This window comes from Romboutsia sedimentorum (genome assembly GCF_030131845.1).
Classification (GTDB): domain Bacteria; phylum Bacillota; class Clostridia; order Peptostreptococcales; family Peptostreptococcaceae; genus Romboutsia_D; species Romboutsia_D sedimentorum.
The window spans coordinates 421,810-444,547 of sequence record NZ_JASKYM010000002.1 but is presented as its reverse complement, the minus strand read 5'-3'; the positions used below and the strand labels follow the sequence as shown (position 1 = coordinate 444,547).

The following is a 22,738-nucleotide window of genomic DNA, read 5'->3' as shown; positions in this document are numbered from 1 at the left end:
AAATCCTCCTAAAAAACACAAGTTTATTTAGCTATAATACACGATAGCCCTACTATCACTTTATCATATTTACCCGTATTTGTCAATAATTTCCACAATATAAAGCATTACCACCAGGCTTTTAGATAGTGTTTTGTAAGGTTTAAAACTTATATTAATAGTGTACTTTTATGATATGAAAACGTATTTTTTTGTCACTCCATCCCAAATCCCAAGGAACAAGAAGCCTATCACTATTATGGCATGTTACTAATGGATATCCTTTAGAATCTAGTCCAGTAACCGTTGACACATGAGTTATCCTTCCACCTTTTTCATAAGCCACAAAATCACCAGGTCTTAAGTTATACGCTTCTTTATATACATCTTGATATGATCCTTTTGCTACTAAACTTCCTCTGCCACTATAGACTATATAATTTTTAAACGCTTGTGCATTTACCCATGCTTTTGTACTATCATTGCCTTGATAATTCCATGTATCATTTTTCTTAAATCTTCCGCTCTCAAACATTATTTGAGACGCAAAATTAGCACAATCCCCACCGTCGGGATTAAAATCTTTATAACTTGAATTAAACTTTAATCCATATTCTTCGTCAGCCGCTGCTCCACAGTACTGATGAGCATAGTTTACTGCTTTATTTTGTTCTAGTGTTAATTCTAATTTAATTGGTTCTTTCTTTAATATATAATCTCTTATATCTTCAGATTTAATATTTTCTAAATTTAAAGAATCTGCAAATGGGTCAGTATACCATTCTTTAGTTATTATATATTGGTTATCTCTAATCTTAACATTTAAATAATGATACGTTCCTATCCTAAACATATTAACAACATCTTTTTGATTTTCATATGAATATTTATACTCAGTTGATACAGTACATATAATTCCATACAAATCATCTTCTTTTTGTTTTATTTTCTTTATTTTTACTTTTGTTTTTATATCATTAAATTTAACGCCTTGTTTATTTGACCAATTTTCTAAATATTTCATTTTTTTAACTTCATGTTCATATGCCCAAAGTCCAAATTTTTTATCTGTTTCATATAATTGTTTAAGTATACCTTCATTTTTTTCTAACAAAGCCTTATTTCTATAATCAAATAAACTTTCAAGAAGTATTTTATACTGATTGTTAACTTCTTTTGTATCTATATCATTAACTTGTACTAATCTTTCTTTTGTTTGAACCTTATCTTGTTCAATATGTGTATATATTCCAATCGATAAAGTTAAGCCTAATGATATAATTATACCTTGTATATACTTATTTTTTATTTTAGACTCTTTCAAAGTCACACCTCCCTATAAAGGACAAATACTGTCAATATAATTTCAACTACTTTTAATGTAAACATAATAGTTTATTATTTTGTATTATTATATCCAAATAACAAATAAATAATTTCAATTTTTTTTTAAATAATAAATTGTAATCATACACTGTCATTTTTATTTTTTTAACTATTTTATTTCTATTTTTAGTAGTAATATAATTATATTGGAGGTGTTGTTATATTGAAAAAAATTGCAGCAATAAATGATTTATCGGGGCTAGGAAGATGTTCTTTGGCTGTTGCTCTTCCTATACTTTCATCACTAAAGGTTCAATGTTGTCCCTTTCCTACAGCTATTCTATCAAGTCAGACAGGGTATCCTGAATACACATTTTTAGATCTCACTAGTCATATGAATGATTATTCTTGTGTTTGGAAAACTTTAGGTTTAAATTTTGATTGCATATATAGTGGATTTTTAGGATCAAAAGATCAAGTAAATATAGTTTGTGATTTTATTTCTAAAAATTCTAATTCATTCGTAGTTGTAGACCCTGTTATGGGCGATTGTGGCTCTATTTATCCTGTTTTTGATAAAGAGATGTGTCTTAAAATAAAAGAATTAGTTAAACTTTCAAACTTGGCTACTCCAAACTTAACAGAAGCTTGTTTTTTAACTAATAGAGATTACAATGAAAATGGATTTAATGAGAATGAACTTATGGATATTGCTAGAGAAGTTTCTCTACTTGGGCCTAGTAAGGTGGTTATTACAGGAATAATACAAGATAAAAATATTTTAAATTTAAGTTATGATAGGGATTTAGATAAGTTTTCTTCTTATTCTGTAAAGTACAATAACTGTTCTTATAGTGGTACAGGAGATATATTTACATCTATACTATGTGGTCTTTTAAATAAAGGCTATTATTTAGATTTTTCTGTAAAAGAAGCTACTAACTTCATTTATAAAGCTATAAATTATACATCTGAATTTGTTACCGATAGAAATGAAGGCGTTATGTTTGAGATGTTTTTAAGTGATTTAACTTGCCTTTAAACTTTTTATTGTAAATAAGGAGGCCTAAATGATATTATAGGCCTCCTTCTCCACGATGTCATTTCTTATTAGTCAAAGCTTCATACCTTATATACTATTAACTATCGCTCCTATTTGCTACACTTTTTGAAATGCTTTTTATATAAGTTCAATATTTTCCTTTATACTTTTAATATTTAGTATATTTTATAAATATATTATATAGAATATATTATATAGCTTTTATATAAGGGGGATATTTTATGGATATCAATAATAAAGTTAAAGAATTTGCTAATTTTATAAAAAATACAAATGAATTTAAAGATATGAACAAAAGCAAAATTAATTTAGAAAAGAATAGAAACTTAAAAAAGCAATTAGATACATATATTAATAAAAAAAATACAATTTATTCAAATTATAGAATGGAAGATGCATCTAAAAAAATCATGCAACTAAATAAAGAATATAGTGATTTTTTTAATTTGCCATCAGTCTCAAATTATATGAAGCATACAAAGCAGTTTAATTCTATGATGGAAAATTTGTATAAATCAATTGAAAAAGAATTATTAAAGTAAACAATAAAAATAAAATGAAAAAAGAATGCTTGAAAGCATTCTTTTTTCATTAATCAAAATCTCTTGGCTGAATTATCATGTTTTGCATCATATTTTGCATCATCATATAATAATTCATCCACATGTCATTCATATCTTGATATTCGTCTATATATGAATTCATATATGGCATATCTAAACTTGGATATTGGTCTTCAAATCCACCCATATATTGCATATTACCCATATCATACATAGGACTCACATATGTTGTTGGGCATTGATTCATGTTTAAATATTCATCTTCTACATATATTATTTCTTTTTTACAATCTTTCATTTCATGGCATGGATTACAGTAATTTACTTTACATTGTGGTTTACAATTTTTTTTCTTAGGAATATGGCATTCACAATTTTCTTTCTCTTTTTTGCATTCTTTTATTTCATGACATGGATTACAGTAATTTAATTCATATTCTGGTTTACAATATTGTTTCTTAGGAATATGACATCCACAATTTTCTTTTTCTTTTTTACATTCTTTTATTTCATCACATTTAGGTTTGTTTTCACACTGTTGTAATTTATTACTACATTTTTGTACCATATCTTCACATTTTTTTGATTTCACTTCATATTCTTTTATTTTTTCACCTACAGACTTATAACATTCTAATGCTTTTTCATCACATTTTAATGCTTGATGATATAAAGCTTTTGCCTTATCATTATGTTCTTGAGCTTTCTCAAATAAAACCTTAGCCTTTTCACAATGGCATTCTGCTTCTCTTTCTACGTTTTCAGCCTCTTTAAACAGACATTTAGCTTGTTCGCAAAGTTTTTGAGATTTTTCCATTAGTTCTTTAGCTTTGCAACAAGCAGCTTTAGATTCTTGCTCATCACAACTAGCATTTTTTCTTAAATTTTTAGCTTTTGATGATAGTACTTTCGACGATTTTTCGCATTCTCTAGCTTGTTCGTATGCTTCTACAGCCTTACATTCACACTCTAAAGCTTTTTCAAATAAATCTTCTGCTTGTTTAGCTAGCTTAACACATTTATCTGCGTAAGTTATTTCGTAGTCATCACAAGGACATTCTACACAATGATTAACCATTTTTTTACACGAGTTGTTTGGTTTGCATACGTTATTTGTTTTACATGGCTTACATGCACTTACATGTTCACTACATATATTGCAATCTTCATATATAGGTGCAGTTGAACACCCTTGTTTCTTTTTCTTTCTCATAATATGTCAAAACCCCTTTGCTGTAAATTAACCCCCATAAGAAAAAACTTATGTTGTCTAATATAATTATATGATTGTCTTTGAATGTGGTTACTAATTCTTTAATATTGATTTATTTTAAAGTAATTTATTTATTATAAATTTTCATTATATTTTTTTGTTATTTGCACATCATATGTGTAAGAATTATAAATTTAATTTTAATAATTTATTATTGATTGGAGTGATTTTATGATTTCAAATGAGTTTAACAATACCAATGAAAATACATTATTTAATAATTGTAGTAATTGTGATGATTTATCAAATAATATGAAAAATTTCACTAAAAGTAATCCAACTTTAGCAACAGGTATACTAGTAGGATCTGCTTTAATTACTGCAAATATTATCAGTCCAAGTATTAGAAAAATAACAATTCCAACTTGTAAGTTTGTTGCTAAGCAACAATTAAAATTGCTCGCTGGAGTAGGTGTATTATCTATTGCTACTTATATAGCTAGCCATCCTAATGATATGGGTGACGATATTATGTAAGTTAAAAAGCAGTACTAGAAACAAATTCGTTTCTAATACTGCTTTTAATCTAATTGTATTAATTCATTTTCATAATATAATTGTATTTTTTCTATCCATGCACCTTTATAGTCTTCTTGAATTATATTTTTTATTATAGTATTTATTGTATACTCTTTTGTAACTTCATTTAAATAATCTACTTTCCATGAAACTCTACTATTACTCAAGTCTTTAGGCTCTTTCAACTCTATCTTAGCAAGATTCTTGCCGTAAACAGTTACACTTATAGGTAGTCCATTGAAATATTCTCTAGAAATTGTTTTAATTATAATTTCTAATTTTTCTTGCAGTGAACTATCTTCTTTAACTTCTAAGTACGTTATATCTTTTGAATATTTAGACATTATATTTATTGGTATCTTTATAGTGCCCGAATTCTTTTTTGAATCATTAGAGTCCTTTGCTGTAGTATCTTCATTTTCTAAATAAAATTCATTATTATTTATTGCTTGAGATGAACTTACATCTATTATACTATCACTATTTAAATTTTCTTTTGTACATGCACTAACTAATAAAGTAGTAGAAATCAAAATCAAACTTACTACTCTTTTATTCATAAGTATACCTCTTTTTTATTTTTATTCTTAATATTATATCATAGTATACTTATTTTTTTTAACATTTTCGTTATTTTTTGAATTATAATACTTTATTTCATTATTTTATACTTACATATTCTGATTTTATGTTTACTTTATATTCTTTTTTTAATTCATCCAAATTTTTATTTAAATTACCATTTAGTTCTCTTATATCTTGATGTTTTAAATGATCATTTTCATTGATTTTATTTTCCTGAATTAAATCATCTATATTAATTCTTTGTAATGATTTTATATTAAAGTTTATTTTATATCTATCAATTGGTAAATCAACACTAACATTAGACTTATATGCATTTATATTCAAATTGTTCGCTATTGGTATTTCTGTAGATATATCAACATTTCCATAATCATTAGAATCTTGATTTATATTTACATTATTAGGTATATAATTTTCTTTGTTATCTATAAATATGTCATTATCATCTGAGTATACATTAACAGAGTTGCTACTTATATATATATCTTTTATCCCTAATAATTCTGATATCGATAATTGTGTATAATTTTTAGATTTTATATCTAATTTTTTTAAATTTTTAACTTGTTTAGGTAATGATATATTTCCAGATAATGTTTTAAATGTTACGTCATTTAAAAATATATCATCTTGAATATCTAATACACCACTTTGTGTATACGTATTTATATCAACATCATTTGGTATATAAATAACTATGTTATTAGTATTTTGTGAATAAAATTCATTAAATACATAATTAGCAAAGTCGTTTGAACTTCTTATATCTTTATAGTTATCTTTACTTTCATTTTCAGATATAGATAATGTATTATCTTTATTTTCAATATTATATCTAAGGTTATCTTTATTTCCTTTTTTGCTAACTAGCACATTGCTTTTATTATGTTTTCTTATCACTATATTTGTATCTTTTGTATTTATATTTAATTTATTTATGTCTATCTCTTTATTATATATAATACATTCCTTATTTAGCTCTCTTTCTATATCAGAAGAAGTCTTTATAAAATATGGAATAGATGCTATACCTGAACATATAGTTCCGATAGTGCCTATTATAACTAAAATAATAGAACATATAGTTATTTTTTTATTCATATTTTTCATCTCCTTCATCTCCTTCATCTTCATTATCATTTAAATCTTCTTCAAACACGTTTTCTTTTTCTTTATTATCATACTTTTCTTTTTTCTTACTAGCATTTATATATAAATTTCTAGTTTTTAACCAATTTATATATTGCTTTATTATTTTTTTGCATAATTTCACTACGAATATATACAATTGCCAAGCAAAAATTTGACCTCCTATAAATGTAATAGATACAAATATATAAAGTATTGCAATTTGAGGTGTACCCATTACAAAACTAATTATAAATGGTGCTGTTACTAAGTATACTACTAATAAACCTACTAATCCTATACCTATACAAACCAATGTCATTATAATTGTAAATGCAGGTATAATTAAAATCAAAGATAATATAGCCAATATTACTTGTATCCATTTTCTATCTTTATTATGATTGTTATTTTGTATATTTGGAGTAAGCTTTTCACTAATCTCTACTTTCAAATCATTATACTTATCTTTTGCTCTTAATTTAAAGACATTAAATTGATCTTTCATGTTATCACTTTTACTTGATTCACTAGAATAATTGTTTTTCGTTTCTGATATAAGCTCATTTGCTATTGATTTAGGAGACCCTAATCCTGCTATTATTTCTATATCACTTTTACCTTCTATGACACCTTCTAAAAAATATTCTTCATAGTCTCTTAATATATCATTTATTTCATCTTCAGAAAAATTCTTTTTAAGATAGTCTTTTAATATTTCTAAAAATTCTTTTTTATTCAAAGTCATTCCCTCCCTCATCATTACTTATTAATACATTTACAGCCTTAACAAAATCTTTCCACTCTAGCATAAGCTTACTTAAATTTTCTTTTCCTAATATCGTTAACTGATAATATTTTCTAGCGGGACCTTCTCTTGATTCTAATATATAAGTTTCAAAGTATCCTTCTTTTGTTAGCCTTCTAAGTATAGGATATATAGTTCCTTCATTTACATCTATTACCTTAGATATATTTTGAACTATTTCATACCCATACATGTCTTTTTGGGAAATAAGAGCTAATACACAAATTTCAAGTACTCCTTTTCTAAACTGAGTATTCATATTACTCCTCCTTTCTATAAACATAGTATTATGTTTCACACAGTACTATGTTTTACTTTTCATGAGATAATAATAACACAGTACTTTGCTTTACACAATAGCTATTTATTTTATACTTTCATAAAACATAAACAAGAAGCTTTATTGAGATTATTTAATCTTAATAAGGCTTCTTGTTTATAAGTTATATTAATTAGCTATATAAGCTATTATTAGCTTTGCAGTCTCTACAATTGATGTTATATGAGTTCTTTCATATCCATGTGATGAAAATACACCAGGGCCAATAAGGGCAAATTTAGAATCCATGCCAGATTTTAATGCAGCAGTAGCATCTGATCCATAGTTAGGATATATATCTAATTTATAGTTTATATTGTTTTGTTCACATGTTCCAATAAGTTTATTGACAAGTTCATAATCATATGGTCCATTTGAATCCTTTGTACATATACACACATCGTACTCTGTAGAATTTTGACCTTCTCCTGGGCATCCCATATCAACTGCAATAAATTCAGATGTATTTTTCGGTATAAATGCTGAAGATCCATGACCTACTTCTTCATAGTTGCTAAAGAAGAAGTTTATAGAGCGGTTAGGCTTTATGTTATTTAATTTAATATACTTCATGACATATAATATAGCTGCTGCAGATGCTTTGTCATCTAAGTATCTAGATTTTACAAACCCCGAATTAGTTATTTTAGTTCTTGTATCAAATGATATAATATCTCCAACCTCTATTCCTAACTTATGTACATCTTCTTTTGTAAAAACACATTCATCTATTACGATTTCATAGTTTTTGCAATCTCTCGGCAATTCTCTTGCATCATTACCATGTATATGAATAGAAGGCTTTATTGTTTGTAATGTTCCCTCATATACTTTTTTTGACCTAGTATGTATTAAACAATTTTCGCCTTCTATAGAGTTCATCATATATCCTCCTATTTGGGATATAACTAATCTTCCGTTAGCCTTTATTTCTTTAACCATCGCACCTAATGTATCTACATGTGCTGAAAATGTAATTTCCTTTTCTTGATTTGCTCCAGCTATAGTAGCTACTAGTATTCCTTTATTTGATACTTTGTAATCTATGTCCATTTGTTCAAGTTCTTTTTTTATATACTCCATTATTTCTTTTGTATACCCTGTTGGACTTGGAATAACTAAAAGTTCTTCTAAATACTTTTCTATTATTTTTTTATTATGCATTTTAAACTCTCCTCATACATTTTTTTATTTTTTATTATAATAAACTACCTATATTTACATCATATATCCCCTATAAAAATAATACATTATTGAATAAATAAATACTATAGTAATTATTCTTTGTGTGTAAGATACTAAAAATTCTTTTTTGGTTATACTAATATCTGTATTTTTTATATATACCATATTACTACTAAGTGATGTACAACTTGTAACCGCTAGTGTACCAATCAAAAATTTAGTACTATATTGAGTATAATTACTAACATTTTCTATACCTATAATACCATTATAAAATAAATTTATTCCAAACAAACTAATTTCACCTTTATCTGCAATTTTAAATATTTCTGTTAAAGGATAAAATATATATTTAGATAATTCTAATATAATGTCACTATTTAATATTATATTTCCTAAGTACAATATCATAACTAGCTCAGGTATTAAATTAATAATTACAGAAATAGCTTCCTCTAAATTATCAATAATTGTTTTTATTATGTTTTTATTGTTTTTATTTTTAAGGTATTTTTTTATTCCATTTTTTAATTTATCACTTTTGTGTATAGTTTCTCTATAATTTGTTTTCATGCAATAAGACTTCTTTTTTTTACTTAAAGGATAAATTCTAGACAAAATCATATTAGTAATTATTAATGTAATTGTGCTAACTATAATTATATCTATCTTGTCTACATTTAGTTCTTTTGACATATAACTAACCATAGGTATTGACATTATAGAAAAATCCAATATAATTATACAGGCCTCATTGTATCTAATTTTTCCAGTTTTATATAATTTATTTGTTACAAACATTCCACAAAAGCAATCAGTACAAATATATATAAGAATATTAACTATGGTTTTTCCACTTAACTTGAAATTTTTTTTCATTGTATTGTGAAAATATGATTCTACTATATCTAAAAATCCATAATCTAATAAAAATGTGATAAATATTGCACTTAGTGGCAATACTGTAGCTACATTCAAAACTAGTTCATCTATTAAAAGTAATATATCGTCATCTAAGAACATAATTGTATTTTTACCATAAAATACATTTACTATTATTAGGATGCTAAACATCCTAATGTATAAAAAAATATTACTCTGGATTATTTTCTTTTTTTTATTTTCTAATATAGGCTTTAAACACCCTATTATAGCGTATACAATTATACATATTTGTAGAAATGGCCTTAAGTCAGATTGTAATTTATATGCTATATGGTATATTAGAGTTATTGATTGTCCATTTAGTTTTATAGGAATAAAAAATACAAATATTCCTATACTTGAATATATAATAAGTTTTAATATGTCTATAAAATCACTGTCTACATTTTCTTCTTTTTCATGTCTTTTACTTACTACTTCCATACAGCCCACCTCTATATTAAGTTTCAACTTAATATAAATATTTCCTTCTTAAATATAATAAGTTTTATTATTATTGATTAAATCAATTTATATCTGTATAATACTGTAATTATAAAGTTAAATTATTAGAGGTGAATAACTAATGCACACAGCGAAACCCAAATCAATATTAATACTTACAGCTCAATTTGGAGCTGGTCATATAAGTGCTTCAAATGCTATTAAAAATAATCTTTTAGAAAAAGATAGCTCTTGTGATGTTACAATACAAAATTTTATAAGCGCTAGTCTTCCCATAATGAATAAGCCAATGGTTAAATTATATGAAAATAATACTAAATATACACCAGGCTTATATAATTATTACTATTATCTAAAAAAATCTTTTGACTCAAAACATGATTTAGCTCATAAACTATATACACCTAAGCTTATAGAATATATTCTTGATAAAAAGCCAGATTTAATTATATCTACTTTTCCACTGGCTGCTGCTTGTGTATATAACTTCAAAATAAAATATCCTCAAATGAATATACCTACTTTAACAGTTATTACTGATGTTGTAGACAGCCTTGAATGGGTATATCCTACTACTAATATGTATTTTGTTCCATCTTGTGAAATCAGAAATAGATTTGTACAAAAAGGTATTTCTCCTACATCTATTAAGGTAACTGGAGTTCCTATAAATAGTAAATTCCTTGTGAGTGAAAAAATTCATATTCCTAATAAATATAAAATACTACTTTTAGGCGGAGGAAGAGGGTTATTTGATGTAGATGATGATTTTATGTATTGGATTGATGAATTTATTAAAGATCATGCTGAAACTATACAGTTAACAATAGTTACAGGAAAAAATTCTAAGCTACATAATTATCTTACAGAAAAAAAACCATTATCAAACATAAAGGTTTTAGGGTATGTAAATGATATGCACAATTTAATAAAAGACTATGATCTTATGATAACAAAGCCTGGTGGAGCAACTTTATTTGAGGGTATTCATTCTGAAACACCAATAATAGTCAAAGTCCCTAAAGTTGGTCAGGAAATAGAGAACGCTAAGTTTATAATTGATAAAGGAATTGGTATAATTTACAATGACGAAGATGATTTAAAAAACATATTCTATGAATTATCTTCGGGTAAATTTGAATCTATATTTAATTTTATGCAATCAAATATTAAAGAATTTAAAAAGCTAATTAATTATGATAAAATAGCAGATTATATACTAGAACTAATAAATAACAAGAATTAATCCTTGTTATTTATTAGTTTTTTTATATTTATTTAAATATATAATTTTTTCTTCAACATCTTTATTTATTGTGTTATTTCTTATATTTTCTTTTCTAAGTTTATTATTTTTATCTTTCTTATTTTCTCTAATTATCTTATATACCATATAACACTCCACAATTATAAATAACAGACAAACCAATTTTTCTAAATCTAATGTAATTAAATAATCTCGAGCTCCATATGTTGATATAGAATAAACTCTAATGAATGTAATAGCTAACAAATGTATGTTTATAATTGATAAAATCTTTTCAAATTCTTGCTTTATAAATTTTCTACTTAAATAGTGTCCTACATAATATTTAGTATGACCTTTAGATCTAAGTATATCTGAGTAAATTTGTCTAATTATATTTTTATCAAAACATGTTAATCCTATAAATAATATAGATAATATTAAGAAACAATATGTATCATATATATACCTGACAAAGTCTGATTCTGCATTTTGTTTAAACATGTGTGCACATATATATAAAGAAGCAAATATTATTCCTGATACATTTAATCTAAGTTCATTCTTCGCAGTCGTAATACTATAAATAAATGTTAAAGTTATCAATGCCAGTATTATGTAGCTTATATTTTTATTTATCTCTAAATTACATACTAATATAGGTGCAAAAACGTATACTAATATATCCGGTATGAATTTTTTTTTCATCAAAGCTCTCCTTTTTATAAATTTTCTAAATTTTCAAACATTTAATTTTATAATTTCGCCTTGCTTTTATTAATCCTTTATTATACTTAATTTTATGCTAAAAAGAAGGGCATATACCCTTCTTTTTAATATATATTAATTTTTAATATTTCTACAATATATATGTACTCTTGCCCTATTGCTATTTATTTACTGCATCTAAAGGGTTTATATTCTCTTCATCTATAATAGTTTCAAAGTGAAGATGATTACCAGTTGAATTACCTGTAGTACCTACTTTTGCAATAACTTGTCCTTGTTTCACTATGTCACCTTCCCTAGCTACATTAAAAGTATTATGAGCATATACAGTTTTCTTACCATCGAAATGCTTTAATTTAACCACATTTCCATATCCGTTTTGTACTCCTGAAAATATAACTACACCATCATCAGATGATAATATTTCTGTATTTTGAGGTGCTGGTATATCTATACCTCTATGAAATTTTCTTTCTCCTGTTATAGGATGTATTCTATAACCGAAAGGAGAGCTAATTTGATTATATGAAGTAACTGGCCATATACCTGCCTTAAATCTCAAATTATTCTCTTTCAAATATTTTTTTTCATCTTCTTCTATCGATTTTTCTAATTTCATACCTTTTACTTTATTTTCTTCTAGTTGTTTTTCTAATTCTAATTTTTCTTTTTCTATAGTTTTCACTTCGTTGATTAAATAATCACTTGAATTTAGTTCATTTTTTTCTACAAAACTGACACTTACAACTTCAGCTTGTACATTATCTTGTTTTTTATTGTCAATATTTTCAGTCTTAGCTTCTATATCTTGATGTAATTTTTCTATCTTAGATTTAAGTTCTCTTTGATTTTCTTTATTTTCTATTAATAAATTTAAATTTACATCCTCACTAAAAGCATACACACTTTGATTTTTAATAGCAAAACAAGTTATGCATAAAAAAGTTGTTAATATAAATGTTTTTATATTTTTTTCCATATTTTTCACTCCTTTTATCACTATATATTACTATTGCCTTTTTTTAATATTTTATTACTATTTTTTTTTATTTTTATAATTATTGTTAAATAATTTTTTATTTAAATTTAATTTTCTTACTTAAATTGTTCACATATTTCATATAAATAAAATACTATATACTAATAAAATTTTTTATCCTAAAATAAAGGGAGGATTTATAATGATTAAAGATATAGGAATTTTATCAGGCTTTGTATCCTCATTATTCATAATATTATACTCACTACTATACTTACTTAGAGATTGTTACTCTGCTACAAGCAATAAATTTATCAGAAAACATATAAATAAATTACTGCCCTTTTTAACTAAACATAATTCTAAATTCCTAATTATAATATTTATTTTATCTATAATACATTTTTTAAGTTTTTCAAGTTTTACTGTATTGATTAATTCAGGATATGTAGTTTTATTTATCTTATTATTGATACTAAAAATAACATTTTTCCCATCAAAGAAAAATATCTCTTCTTATAATTTTAATATCTTTGCATACCTTCTATTATTAAGTTTATTAGTACATCTTGTAATTTAAAAACATAAAAAAAGAAGAGGTCTCCCTCTTCTTTTTTAATATATATTTTTACTATATTGTACATACAATTCTTGAATTTCTTTCATTTCTTTTTTTAATTGTAATTGTAATTTTGATACCACTTCATAATCTTTATTTGCTATAGACTCTCTAATATTAGTAAACAATGATTTTCTAGTTAATGTATCTTTCATTATGTTAAACTTTATCTCTGAAATAGCATTCCATGCAACTTCATCTAAAGCATCCATATTTTCCTTATTATGTAACTTTACACAGCTTCTTACAGTTTCCATATGGTCATGAATAATTCTATTTTCTAATTCTTTCACCCATTTGTCTATAGCACCCATCTTAAACGAATCTATTATTACATCAGTAAATACATTTCCTTGTTTTAAAGAATTCAACTTATATTCATAATTTTTTAAATTCCTCATATTTTCATAAACTGTTGCAGGTGGTACTGAAAATCTACAATTTCTCTCTTGCAATGTATAATGTTCAAATACATCATTTTCATCTCTATAGGCTCTGTCTTTTTCTAAATAAAAGCTTTCTTGGCCTACTTCCTTAGATAGCTCTTTTTCAAGGTCCTTAGTTGACAACCCGCTCTTTGCTACTGCTTTTATTCCATCTAACATTGTTTGGTAACAACCTGCTATAACTAAATAAGTATTTGATAGTGGATTTGGTGATCTCAATTCAAGTCTTACTGTTTTTGGATTTTTTATATCTCTTACTAATCCTACAAGTACAGACCTATTTCTTGATGCTACTTCATAATTATGTCCTAGTGATGTTACTATACATACTGGTGCTTCAAACCCTGGTACTAATCTATTAAATCCATCATTAGATGATGTAACTATAGGGTTTAATACTTCATAATTATTAAGTATTCCCATAAGTGCCCCATACCCAATTTCACTTAAATAGTCTTTTGTCATATCTTTTGGAGCAAATAAATTTTTTATACTTCCATCTTTTAGCTTTGCACTAACGCCAACATGAACATGTTCTCCACTTCCTGCAACCCCATATATAGGTTTTGCTTTAAACGTTACCTCTAATCCATTAGATGTAAATACATCTTCTATTATTTCTCTTACTATTAACTCATTATCTGCAACTTGAAGAGGATTTGAGAATTTCCATGAAATCTCTAGCTGCTCCATAGCATGATTTGTTTTTCCATCTATGCTTATAGAGCTGTTAATACCTCCAACTTCCTTATGAGCCATTTCAGGATTTATACCTATGTCTTGTAAAATTATTAAAGTTTTTTCTAAACAAGTCCTTATAATACCATGTGTTCTTTTCCAATATTGTTCTTTTAAACTTTGTGATACATATAACTTTTCTAAGTCTGCTTTATCTTCTGGTGTGTTTACCCAAAATTCTAATTCAGTAGCTGACGTTAATATTATGTCTTCTATATTCGAAATATCTTCTATTCCAATATTTTTTATGATATTTGGATATTCTTTAAATAATTTTAAAATAGATGTTTTAAAATAAGTTTCTGATTTTTTTAATATTCCTCTTGAACATACTTTCTTATTTTCATGAATTAAGAAAGCTGGTATTCTAAGAGTGCCAACTGGCAAATTAAGTTCTTCATCGATATGTTCAAAGTTATAATCTACATACCACTTACAATCTACATCTGGCATTAAATCAACCTTAGCATTATTTAGAGTTGCTATGTTATAAAGTTCTACGCTCGATCCATCAGTTTGAATAGCTGATTTTAAAAATCCACTTATATCCTCTAAAAATAAATTTACTGGTATTTTTTCATCAGTTGCATTTCCTCCTAAATCTACACCCATTAAAGAAATAAACTTTATATTTCTATTATTGTTTAAAATAAATTTAAGATCTTTTTCATTGTGATTATTTGGTTCTATTGTGTATAATAACTTTTCCATATATTATCCCCCTTAATTCCAATATTATTTTTATTTTTATTTTATTTTTGTTCGTGTTTTATTTATACTTATTATATATTATCATTTGAAAGTTCGCAATATTTTTATTTTTTTCTAGGCTTATTTATCTAAATCGTCTATTTTATAAATACATATAACAATAATTTAACATTTTACTAAATATAGGGTATAATAAACTAAGAAGTCTTCATTTGCTTCTTTTTAAATATTAATATTTTATAATAAACATATTTATGAATATATTGGTAAGATAAGATAATTTAGGAGAGAAATATTATGGAATATATAGTTTTTGACTTAGAATTCAATCAAGGATTTGATAAAACTCTTAATAAAACAGTATCTAATGAAAGATGCCCTTTTGAAATAATTCAAATAGGCGCTATTAAATTAGATAGTAACTTTAATATAATTGATACATTCAATAGTTATGTAAAACCAGAAATATACAAAGGCATACATCCTTTTATTGGTAAAATGACTGGAATAACTTTAAAAGATGTGGCAGATGCTCCTTCTTTTCCACAAGCATACAAAGAATTTAAAAGGTTTATATCTTCTAAGGATCCTGTTTTATGTGTTTGGGGTACCGGTGATTTAAAAGAATTATATAGAAACATAACATATTATAATTTGCCATCAAAAACTTTGCCTAAATCATATATAAATATTCAGCATTATGCTTCTATTTATTTTGATAATCCTGCTGGTAGGAGTATTGGACTTCAAAATGCTATTCAAATACTTGAATTAAATCAAGATAAATCATATCACAACGCTTTAAATGACGCATTTTATACAGCTCAAGTTTTTATTAGAATATATAACCCAAGTATTGTACCTGATGTTTATATATATACTACTGTAAAATCATCAACTGTTGAAAAATCCACTAAAAAACAAATTAATTACGATAGGTTATTTGAGGAATTTAGTAAGGTATTAAACAGAGAATTAAGTAAAGAAGATAAAAAAATAATTGATTTAGCATATAAGATGGGGAAAACTAATCAATTTTTAATTAACTCTAATAAGTGTAAAAAAAGATAGACATGCGTCTATCTTTTTTTACACTTATTATTTATTCTACATTTATAAATAACATTTTTAATAATTCATACTGTGCAAATTCTACACTTTTTATTTCTTTTTTGTCATTTCTATTATTTTCATCCTTACCTATAAATACTTCCTTATCTCCTATGTTAGCATATAACTTATCTAAAACTTTTATAAAGTCCTCTACCTTAATAGATTCCTCTTTTGATTTTAATAACGTTATACTTTTATTTTCTTGGTCTTCATATATACATTCTAATCCATATAAAATATTTTCTTCTTTTATGTATATAACATCTCCACCTAGTGATTTTCCTTTTTCTAACTTTTGCTTAAGACCTAATAAGTTCATAAATATATCCCCCTTGGTTATAAAATTATTTTTCTTCTGATTTTAGTGTATGTAAATATACATAAATATTAAACATATCACTGTACATTATATTAATAAGTTTATAATTTTATTAACCTTTTTAGATATTATTTTATTATTAGCTCTACAGGGCAGTGATCTGATCCTAATATTTCAGTATGTATATTAGCACTAACTAATCTAGATTCTATTTTTTTAGATGCTACAAAGTAATCAATTCTCCAACCAGCATTGTTTTTTCTTGCATTAAATCTATATGACCACCAAGAATATGAACCTTCTTTGTCAGGGTTAAAATATCTATATGTGTCTATAAAATCATGATTTAATAACTGTGTAAATTTATTTCTTTCCTCTTCAGTAAATCCTGCATTTTTTTTATTATTTTTAGGATTTTTTAAATCGATTTCTTGATGAGCGACATTTAAATCACCACACACAATTACAGGTTTTTTATTATTTAATTGTATTAAATAGTTTCTAAAATCATCTTCCCATTTCATTCTATATTCTAACCTTTTCAATTCACTTTGAGAATTTGGAGTATACACCGTTACAAAATAAAAATCTTCAAATTCTAATGTAATTGCTCTACCCTCATTATCATGTTCTTCTATATTTATTCCATAAAACACATCCAAAGGTTTTATTTTTGTAAATATAGCTGTACCTGAATAACCTTTCTTTTGTGCATAATTCCAGTACTGATAATATGCATCTAAATCTAATTCTATTTGACCTTCTTGAAGTTTAGTTTCTTGCAAACAAAATATATCTGCATCTACCTCTTTGAAGTACTCTACAAATCCTTTAGTTACACATGCTCTTATCCCATTAACATTCCACGATATAAATTTCATCTTTTCCTCCTACTTTAATTCATCTTTAATATACTATATCTTACCCTATTTTTTATATATTGTATCAAAATATATACCTAACTAAAACTTCAATTTTTTTGCTAATTCTCCTGGGTCTATTGATGATACGTACATCCCTGTTCCTAATTCAAACCCACCAAAACTATATTTTCTTGGTATTACATCCATATGTACATTAAATAGATTCTCACATTCTATTTTTAGAGGATGTGTATATACACATAAATTGAAAGCATTATAACCACTTTCTTTATATAAATTTTCAAATAATTTTTTAAATGTTTTTGAGAGTTCTTTTATATGTTTTTCATTCATTTTTTCAAACTTGATTTTTTCTTTAAATATTATTCTTACTTCACCGCTAAATTTAGTTGCGTATGGAACTATAACTAAAAAATAAACTCCATCGTTAATTATCCTGTCTCCAAACTCTATTTCATTTTTTATAATATCATCATATAAATATTTTTTATTTTTATCATAATAATCTTTGCATATATCTATTTGATTTTCTATTTCCGGAGGAACAATAGAAAGCGATACTATTTGAGAATGTGGGTGTGCTAATGATGCTCCTGATTTTCTTAAAAAATTTTTAAAAATACTTACATATTCTATTTTTTTATCACATATAAGTTGTGTATATCTATTTTTATACATAATAAATAAATTCTCAAATTCAGATTCGCTCATATCATAAAAACTTCCATTATGACGATATGTATCTATCATAACTTCATGTAAACCATATATTTCACCTGGTAAATTATCTACAATTGGAAATTTATTTTCTACAGATTTTACTAACCAACCTGTCTTATCCTCGATTTTAAATTTTTCCTTTGTAATATAATTTTCGTTTCCTCTGCAAAATGGACATTTTTCTTCATATTCTAAAGTTGGCTCATCTTGTGGTGAGACAACTTTATCTATCGGTCTTTTAGATCTATCCTTTGCAACTATGACTATGTCTTTTTTAATATTATCTATTCTTATTTCTTTCATAGTTAACACCTCTTAGGAATTCTTTTTATATTAAACTTTATTCTAAAAAAACTATCTAAAACTACACCATTAATTAATAAATAAATTCACTATTTTTTTATTTTCTATATTTTTTAACACACTAAAATATGAAACAAGGCATATACTTTAGTTCTTTGTAAAAAAAAGTCTAAAATACAGTTTTTATGTATTTTTATCACTATTTTTGTATAATGCTATTACTAGTTTTTACTGATTTTTGTAATCACTTATGCTACTATAATCTTGGTTAGAAATTTTATAAACATAGTCTAATTATATTTAAATAATAGGGGGTACTTTAAATGAAATATTCAAACAGAGTTACTGCTATGCAGTCTTCTCCAATAAGAAAATTAGTTCCTTATGCTCTTGATGCTAAGGCTAGAGGAATTAAAGTTTATCATTTAAATATAGGTCAACCAGATATTAAAACTCCTAAAGGATTTTTTGACGCAGTTAAAAACTTTGACAGTAACGTTTTGGAATATGCTGTCTCTAACGGTATTCCAGAATTAATTAAAGCACTTCAAGATTATTATACTACATATGATATGCATTTTGATAGCGATGATATTCTTATAACTAATGGAGGTAGTGAAGCTTTATTATTTACTATGATGGCTATCTGTGATCCAGGTGACAATCTATTAGTTCCAGAACCATTTTACACTAATTACAATGGATTTTCTCAATGCGTAAATGTAGAGGTTAGTCCAATCACTACAAAAGCTGAAGATGGATTCCACTTACCACCCAAAGAAAAAATTTGTTCTCTAATTAATCCTAAGACCAAAGGTATATTACTTTCTAATCCAGGTAACCCTACTGGCACAGTTTATACAAAAGAAGAAGTTAGCATGATAGCACAAATAGCTATAGAAAACAATTTATGGATAATAGCTGATGAAGTTTATAGAGAATTTGTATATGACGGGCTAGATTATACAAGTTTTGGAAACTTAAAAGAAGTTGAAGACAGAGTTGTTATCATAGACAGTGTGTCTAAAAGATACAGTGCTTGTGGTGCTAGAATCGGATCTCTTGCTTGCAAAAACAAGACTCTTATAGCTCAAATATTAAAGTTATGTCAAGGAAGACTTTGTGTTGCAACGTTAGAACAAATTGGTTCTGTACAATTGTATAAAACTCCAGTGTCTTACTTTAAAGAAGTTAATGAAGAATACAAACACAGAAGAGATGTTTTATACAACGAATTAATGAAAGTTGATGGTGTTGTATGTGAAAAACCTACTGGAGCATTCTATATAGTAGCAAAATTACCTGTAGAAAATGCAGAAGATTTTGTAATTTGGATGCTTAAAGAATTTAGCAAAGATAATGAAACAGTTATGGCTTGTCCCGCTGAAGGATTCTACTCAACACCTGGACTAGGTCGTAATGAAATAAGACTTGCTTACATTCTTAATGAATCTGACTTATATAAAGCTGCTACGCTTTTAAAAGAAGGTCTTGAACAATATCTTCTTTTACCTGCAAACTCTAAAGTATCTCCAGTTGAAGCTTAGTGTGTTTTGTAACAATTTAACTTTCAAAATAAAAGCAACCTTAAATAGGTTGCTTTTTAGCTAAATTCTTCTTTATTTAAAATATATTCTAAAGTGTTTATAGCTTCTATGTATCTATTTCTATCTTCTTCGTTTAATTTTAAAAATTTTTCTTCCAATTTTTCACTAAGCTTAGTCATAAAGTCAGAAGCAAGCGTTGTTCCCTTTTCAGTTATACTTATTAAATATTTTCTTCTATCTAATAAGTCCTTAGTCCTTATGACATACCCCTTTTTTGTTAAATCATCAACCATACTAGTTAGACTACCTTTTTCTATGTTTAGCTTAGCACATAAATCAGTCATACTTATACATCCATAGTTTTTTATAAACATCAATGCTCTTAGTTGTGTTTTATTAACGTTATATATCGCAGAATACTGTTTTAAATATTCTAAGTAAAGACTTGAATATATTTTTGGAAATGTTTTAGATAAAAATTCTATTGTATCTGGCACTATACACTTCATATCATCGCCCCCAGCTGTTTAATTTATTCGATTTCTCATTTAATTGTAGTTTACATTATTTTTTTTATTAGTACAATACTTTTAATAATAATATGTTTAAAATACATTAATTTCATATTATTTTATTCTGTATTTTAAAATGCATTAAAATAAAGAAGCATATATAAGCTTTACTTAGTTAATCATAGTTATATTTATTGTACTATAATAAAAAACGACCTATAAATAGGCCGTTTTAATAATAAATTTGCAACAACTACAATTTAATTTATATATTTTAATGTTTTATACATGTAAGTCTACTTTTAATCCTATAGACTCCTTAAAGTCTTTTATCGCTGGTTCTAAAGTTTCATTTACAAACTCTACAACTTGTTCTGGGGCTCTACCTACAAAGTTTTTAGGATCCATTATAGACAACATTTCTTCTTTACTCATTTTGAATGATTCATCATTCATTATAAGGTCCATTAAATTATTATCTTTACCTTCGTGCTTAACTCTATAAGCTGCTTTCATAGAATACTCTCTTATTATCTCATGTAACTCTTGTCTATCTCCACCTCTTTTTACAGCTTCCATAAGTATATTTTCAGTAGCCATAAATGGAAGTTCTTCATTTATATGTTTATTTATCATACTTTCATAAACAACTAATCCATCAGTTACGTTCATACCTATTTCAATTATTGCATCAGCTGCCATAAATGATTGTGGTATAGATAATCTTTTATTTGCTGAATCATCTAAACTTCTTTCTAGCCATTGAGTAGCCTGTACTAATGCAGGACTTAATGATTCAGATATTATATATTTTGATAATGATGATATTCTTTCACTTCTCATTGGATTTCTTTTGTATGCCATAGCTGATGAACCTATTTGATTTTTTTCAAATGGCTCCTCTATTTCTTTTAAACTTTGTAAAAGTCTTATATCATTAGTCATCTTGTGCATACTTTGAGCTATTCCTGATAATACACTTATAACTTGATAATCTAATTTTCTAGTATAAGTTTGTCCACTTACTGCATAAGAAGATTTATATCCCATTTGTCTACATACTAATCTATCAAGTTCCTTTATTTTTTCATGGTCACCTTCAAATAAACTTAAAAAACTAGCTTGAGTACCTGTAGTTCCTTTAACTCCTCTTAGTTTCATATTGTCTATTCTATAGTTTATATCTTCTAAGTCAAGTATTAAGTCCTGAGCCCATAAAGTAGCTCTCTTGCCTACTGTTGTAAGCTGAGCTGCTTGGAAATGTGTAAACCCTAGTGTAGGCATATCTTTATACTTAAGAGCAAATTCCTTTAAATTATTTATTAGGTTAACAAGTTTTATTCTTATAAGTTTTAAAGCTTCATCCATTTGTATAACATCTGTGTTGTCACCAACATATGCAGATGTTGCACCTAAATGTATTATTCCTTTAGCTTTATCACATTGTAAGCCATACGCTTTTACATGACTCATTACATCATGTCTTACTTCCTTTTCTATTTCTCTAGCTTCATCAAAGTTTATATTGTCTATATTAGCCTTTAATTCTTCTATTTGTTCATCAGTTATATTTATTCCTAAAGTTTTTTCACCTTCTGCTAAGGCTACCCATAATTTTCTCCAAGTTGAGAATTTAAATTGTGGAGAGAATATATAGCTCATATCTTTACTACAGTATCTGTCCGTTAAAGGATTTGTATATGTATTGTATTTATTATCTATCATTATTTGC

The 22,738-nt window shown here is 25.8% G+C and carries 22 protein-coding genes; 6 read left to right on the top strand and 16 right to left on the bottom strand.

Annotation, left to right across the window (positions count from 1 at the left end; genetic code table 11):
• Positions 1–154: 154 nt before the first annotated feature.
• On the bottom strand, positions 155–1,303 hold the full coding sequence (locus tag QOZ84_RS07315) for an amidase domain-containing protein (protein WP_284132297.1): 1,149 nt from the start codon (positions 1,301–1,303) through the stop codon (positions 155–157).
• 225 nt (positions 1,304–1,528) lie between these two features.
• Here QOZ84_RS07315 and QOZ84_RS07310 point away from each other — a divergent pair, with 225 nt between their 5' ends.
• The gene (locus QOZ84_RS07310; protein ID WP_331496536.1) at positions 1,529–2,347 is read left to right on the top strand and encodes a pyridoxamine kinase; all 819 of its coding nucleotides are present in this window, start codon (positions 1,529–1,531) and stop codon (positions 2,345–2,347) included.
• 242 nt (positions 2,348–2,589) lie between these two features.
• A complete protein-coding gene (locus QOZ84_RS07305; RefSeq protein WP_284132296.1) occupies positions 2,590–2,910 on the top strand; it encodes a YlbF/YmcA family competence regulator in 321 nt (106 codons plus the stop codon).
• Between the two features lie 49 nt (positions 2,911–2,959).
• Here QOZ84_RS07305 and QOZ84_RS07300 read toward each other — a convergent pair whose 3' ends face one another.
• Positions 2,960–4,144 (bottom strand): hypothetical protein, encoded by a 1,185-nt coding sequence (locus QOZ84_RS07300; RefSeq protein ID WP_284132295.1) that lies wholly within the window; start codon positions 4,142–4,144, stop codon positions 2,960–2,962.
• Between the two features lie 231 nt (positions 4,145–4,375).
• Between QOZ84_RS07300 and QOZ84_RS07295 the strand changes: the two genes are divergently transcribed.
• The gene (locus QOZ84_RS07295; RefSeq protein WP_284132294.1) at positions 4,376–4,681 is read left to right on the top strand and encodes a hypothetical protein; all 306 of its coding nucleotides are present in this window, start codon (positions 4,376–4,378) and stop codon (positions 4,679–4,681) included.
• Positions 4,682–4,725: 44 nt separating this feature from the next.
• On the opposite strand, the gene QOZ84_RS07290 is transcribed toward QOZ84_RS07295, so the two are convergent.
• From QOZ84_RS07290 to QOZ84_RS07265, 6 genes are all read right to left on the bottom strand, one after another.
• Complete coding sequence (locus tag QOZ84_RS07290) at positions 4,726–5,283, bottom strand: hypothetical protein (RefSeq protein ID WP_284132293.1); 558 nt, start codon at positions 5,281–5,283, stop codon at positions 4,726–4,728.
• A gap of 100 nt (positions 5,284–5,383) precedes the next feature.
• Positions 5,384–6,412 (bottom strand): DUF4097 family beta strand repeat-containing protein, encoded by a 1,029-nt coding sequence (locus QOZ84_RS07285; protein ID WP_284132292.1) that lies wholly within the window; start codon positions 6,410–6,412, stop codon positions 5,384–5,386.
• Positions 6,405–7,181, bottom strand: a complete 777-nt coding sequence (locus QOZ84_RS07280; RefSeq protein WP_284132291.1) for a DUF1700 domain-containing protein — start codon at positions 7,179–7,181, stop codon at positions 6,405–6,407. Before QOZ84_RS07280 ends, QOZ84_RS07285 begins: the two co-directional genes overlap by 8 nt.
• Complete coding sequence (locus tag QOZ84_RS07275) at positions 7,174–7,506, bottom strand: PadR family transcriptional regulator (protein ID WP_284132290.1); 333 nt, start codon at positions 7,504–7,506, stop codon at positions 7,174–7,176. Before QOZ84_RS07275 ends, QOZ84_RS07280 begins: the two co-directional genes overlap by 8 nt.
• Before the next feature lie 189 nt (positions 7,507–7,695).
• A complete protein-coding gene (locus QOZ84_RS07270) occupies positions 7,696–8,730 on the bottom strand; it encodes a M42 family metallopeptidase (protein ID WP_284132289.1) in 1,035 nt (344 codons plus the stop codon).
• A gap of 54 nt (positions 8,731–8,784) precedes the next feature.
• Positions 8,785–10,119, bottom strand: a complete 1,335-nt coding sequence (locus QOZ84_RS07265) for a hypothetical protein (protein WP_284132288.1) — start codon at positions 10,117–10,119, stop codon at positions 8,785–8,787.
• Positions 10,120–10,261: 142 nt separating this feature from the next.
• On the opposite strand from QOZ84_RS07265, the gene QOZ84_RS07260 reads away from it, so the two are divergent.
• The gene (locus tag QOZ84_RS07260; RefSeq protein WP_284132287.1) at positions 10,262–11,386 is read left to right on the top strand and encodes an MGDG synthase family glycosyltransferase; all 1,125 of its coding nucleotides are present in this window, start codon (positions 10,262–10,264) and stop codon (positions 11,384–11,386) included.
• 6 nt (positions 11,387–11,392) lie between these two features.
• On the opposite strand, the gene QOZ84_RS07255 is transcribed toward QOZ84_RS07260, so the two are convergent.
• The 3 genes from QOZ84_RS07255 to QOZ84_RS07245 all read right to left on the bottom strand — a co-directional run bounded on the left by QOZ84_RS07255 (position 11,393) and on the right by QOZ84_RS07245 (position 15,608).
• Positions 11,393–12,094, bottom strand: coding sequence for a hypothetical protein (locus tag QOZ84_RS07255; RefSeq protein WP_284132286.1), 702 nt, complete (start codon positions 12,092–12,094; stop codon positions 11,393–11,395).
• Between the two features lie 181 nt (positions 12,095–12,275).
• Positions 12,276–13,094, bottom strand: a complete 819-nt coding sequence (locus tag QOZ84_RS07250; RefSeq protein ID WP_284132285.1) for a M23 family metallopeptidase — start codon at positions 13,092–13,094, stop codon at positions 12,276–12,278.
• Between the two features lie 615 nt (positions 13,095–13,709).
• Positions 13,710–15,608 carry a type I glutamate--ammonia ligase gene (locus QOZ84_RS07245; protein WP_284132284.1) on the bottom strand — a complete coding sequence of 633 codons (1,899 nt, stop codon included), beginning with the start codon at positions 15,606–15,608 and terminating at the stop codon, positions 13,710–13,712.
• Positions 15,609–15,905: 297 nt separating this feature from the next.
• Between QOZ84_RS07245 and QOZ84_RS07240 the strand changes: the two genes are divergently transcribed.
• Positions 15,906–16,679, top strand: coding sequence for a 3'-5' exonuclease (locus tag QOZ84_RS07240; RefSeq protein WP_284132283.1), 774 nt, complete (start codon positions 15,906–15,908; stop codon positions 16,677–16,679).
• Between the two features lie 31 nt (positions 16,680–16,710).
• On the opposite strand, the gene QOZ84_RS07235 is transcribed toward QOZ84_RS07240, so the two are convergent.
• The 3 genes from QOZ84_RS07235 to QOZ84_RS07225 all read right to left on the bottom strand — a co-directional run bounded on the left by QOZ84_RS07235 (position 16,711) and on the right by QOZ84_RS07225 (position 18,947).
• Entirely contained in the window at positions 16,711–17,040 is a 330-nt protein-coding gene (locus QOZ84_RS07235; RefSeq protein ID WP_284132282.1) for a hypothetical protein, read from the bottom strand.
• Positions 17,041–17,168: 128 nt separating this feature from the next.
• Positions 17,169–17,921, bottom strand: coding sequence for an exodeoxyribonuclease III (locus QOZ84_RS07230; protein WP_284132281.1), 753 nt, complete (start codon positions 17,919–17,921; stop codon positions 17,169–17,171).
• Between the two features lie 81 nt (positions 17,922–18,002).
• A complete protein-coding gene (locus QOZ84_RS07225) occupies positions 18,003–18,947 on the bottom strand; it encodes a galactose-1-phosphate uridylyltransferase (protein ID WP_284132280.1) in 945 nt (314 codons plus the stop codon).
• A gap of 323 nt (positions 18,948–19,270) precedes the next feature.
• On the opposite strand from QOZ84_RS07225, the gene QOZ84_RS07220 reads away from it, so the two are divergent.
• Complete coding sequence (locus QOZ84_RS07220; RefSeq protein ID WP_284132279.1) at positions 19,271–20,494, top strand: pyridoxal phosphate-dependent aminotransferase; 1,224 nt, start codon at positions 19,271–19,273, stop codon at positions 20,492–20,494.
• Positions 20,495–20,550: 56 nt separating this feature from the next.
• Here QOZ84_RS07220 and QOZ84_RS07215 read toward each other — a convergent pair whose 3' ends face one another.
• Complete coding sequence (locus QOZ84_RS07215; RefSeq protein ID WP_284132278.1) at positions 20,551–21,003, bottom strand: MarR family winged helix-turn-helix transcriptional regulator; 453 nt, start codon at positions 21,001–21,003, stop codon at positions 20,551–20,553.
• 285 nt (positions 21,004–21,288) lie between these two features.
• Positions 21,289–22,731, bottom strand: a complete 1,443-nt coding sequence (gene purB / locus QOZ84_RS07210; protein WP_284132277.1) for an adenylosuccinate lyase — start codon at positions 22,729–22,731, stop codon at positions 21,289–21,291.
• Positions 22,732–22,738: the final 7 nt, after the last annotated feature.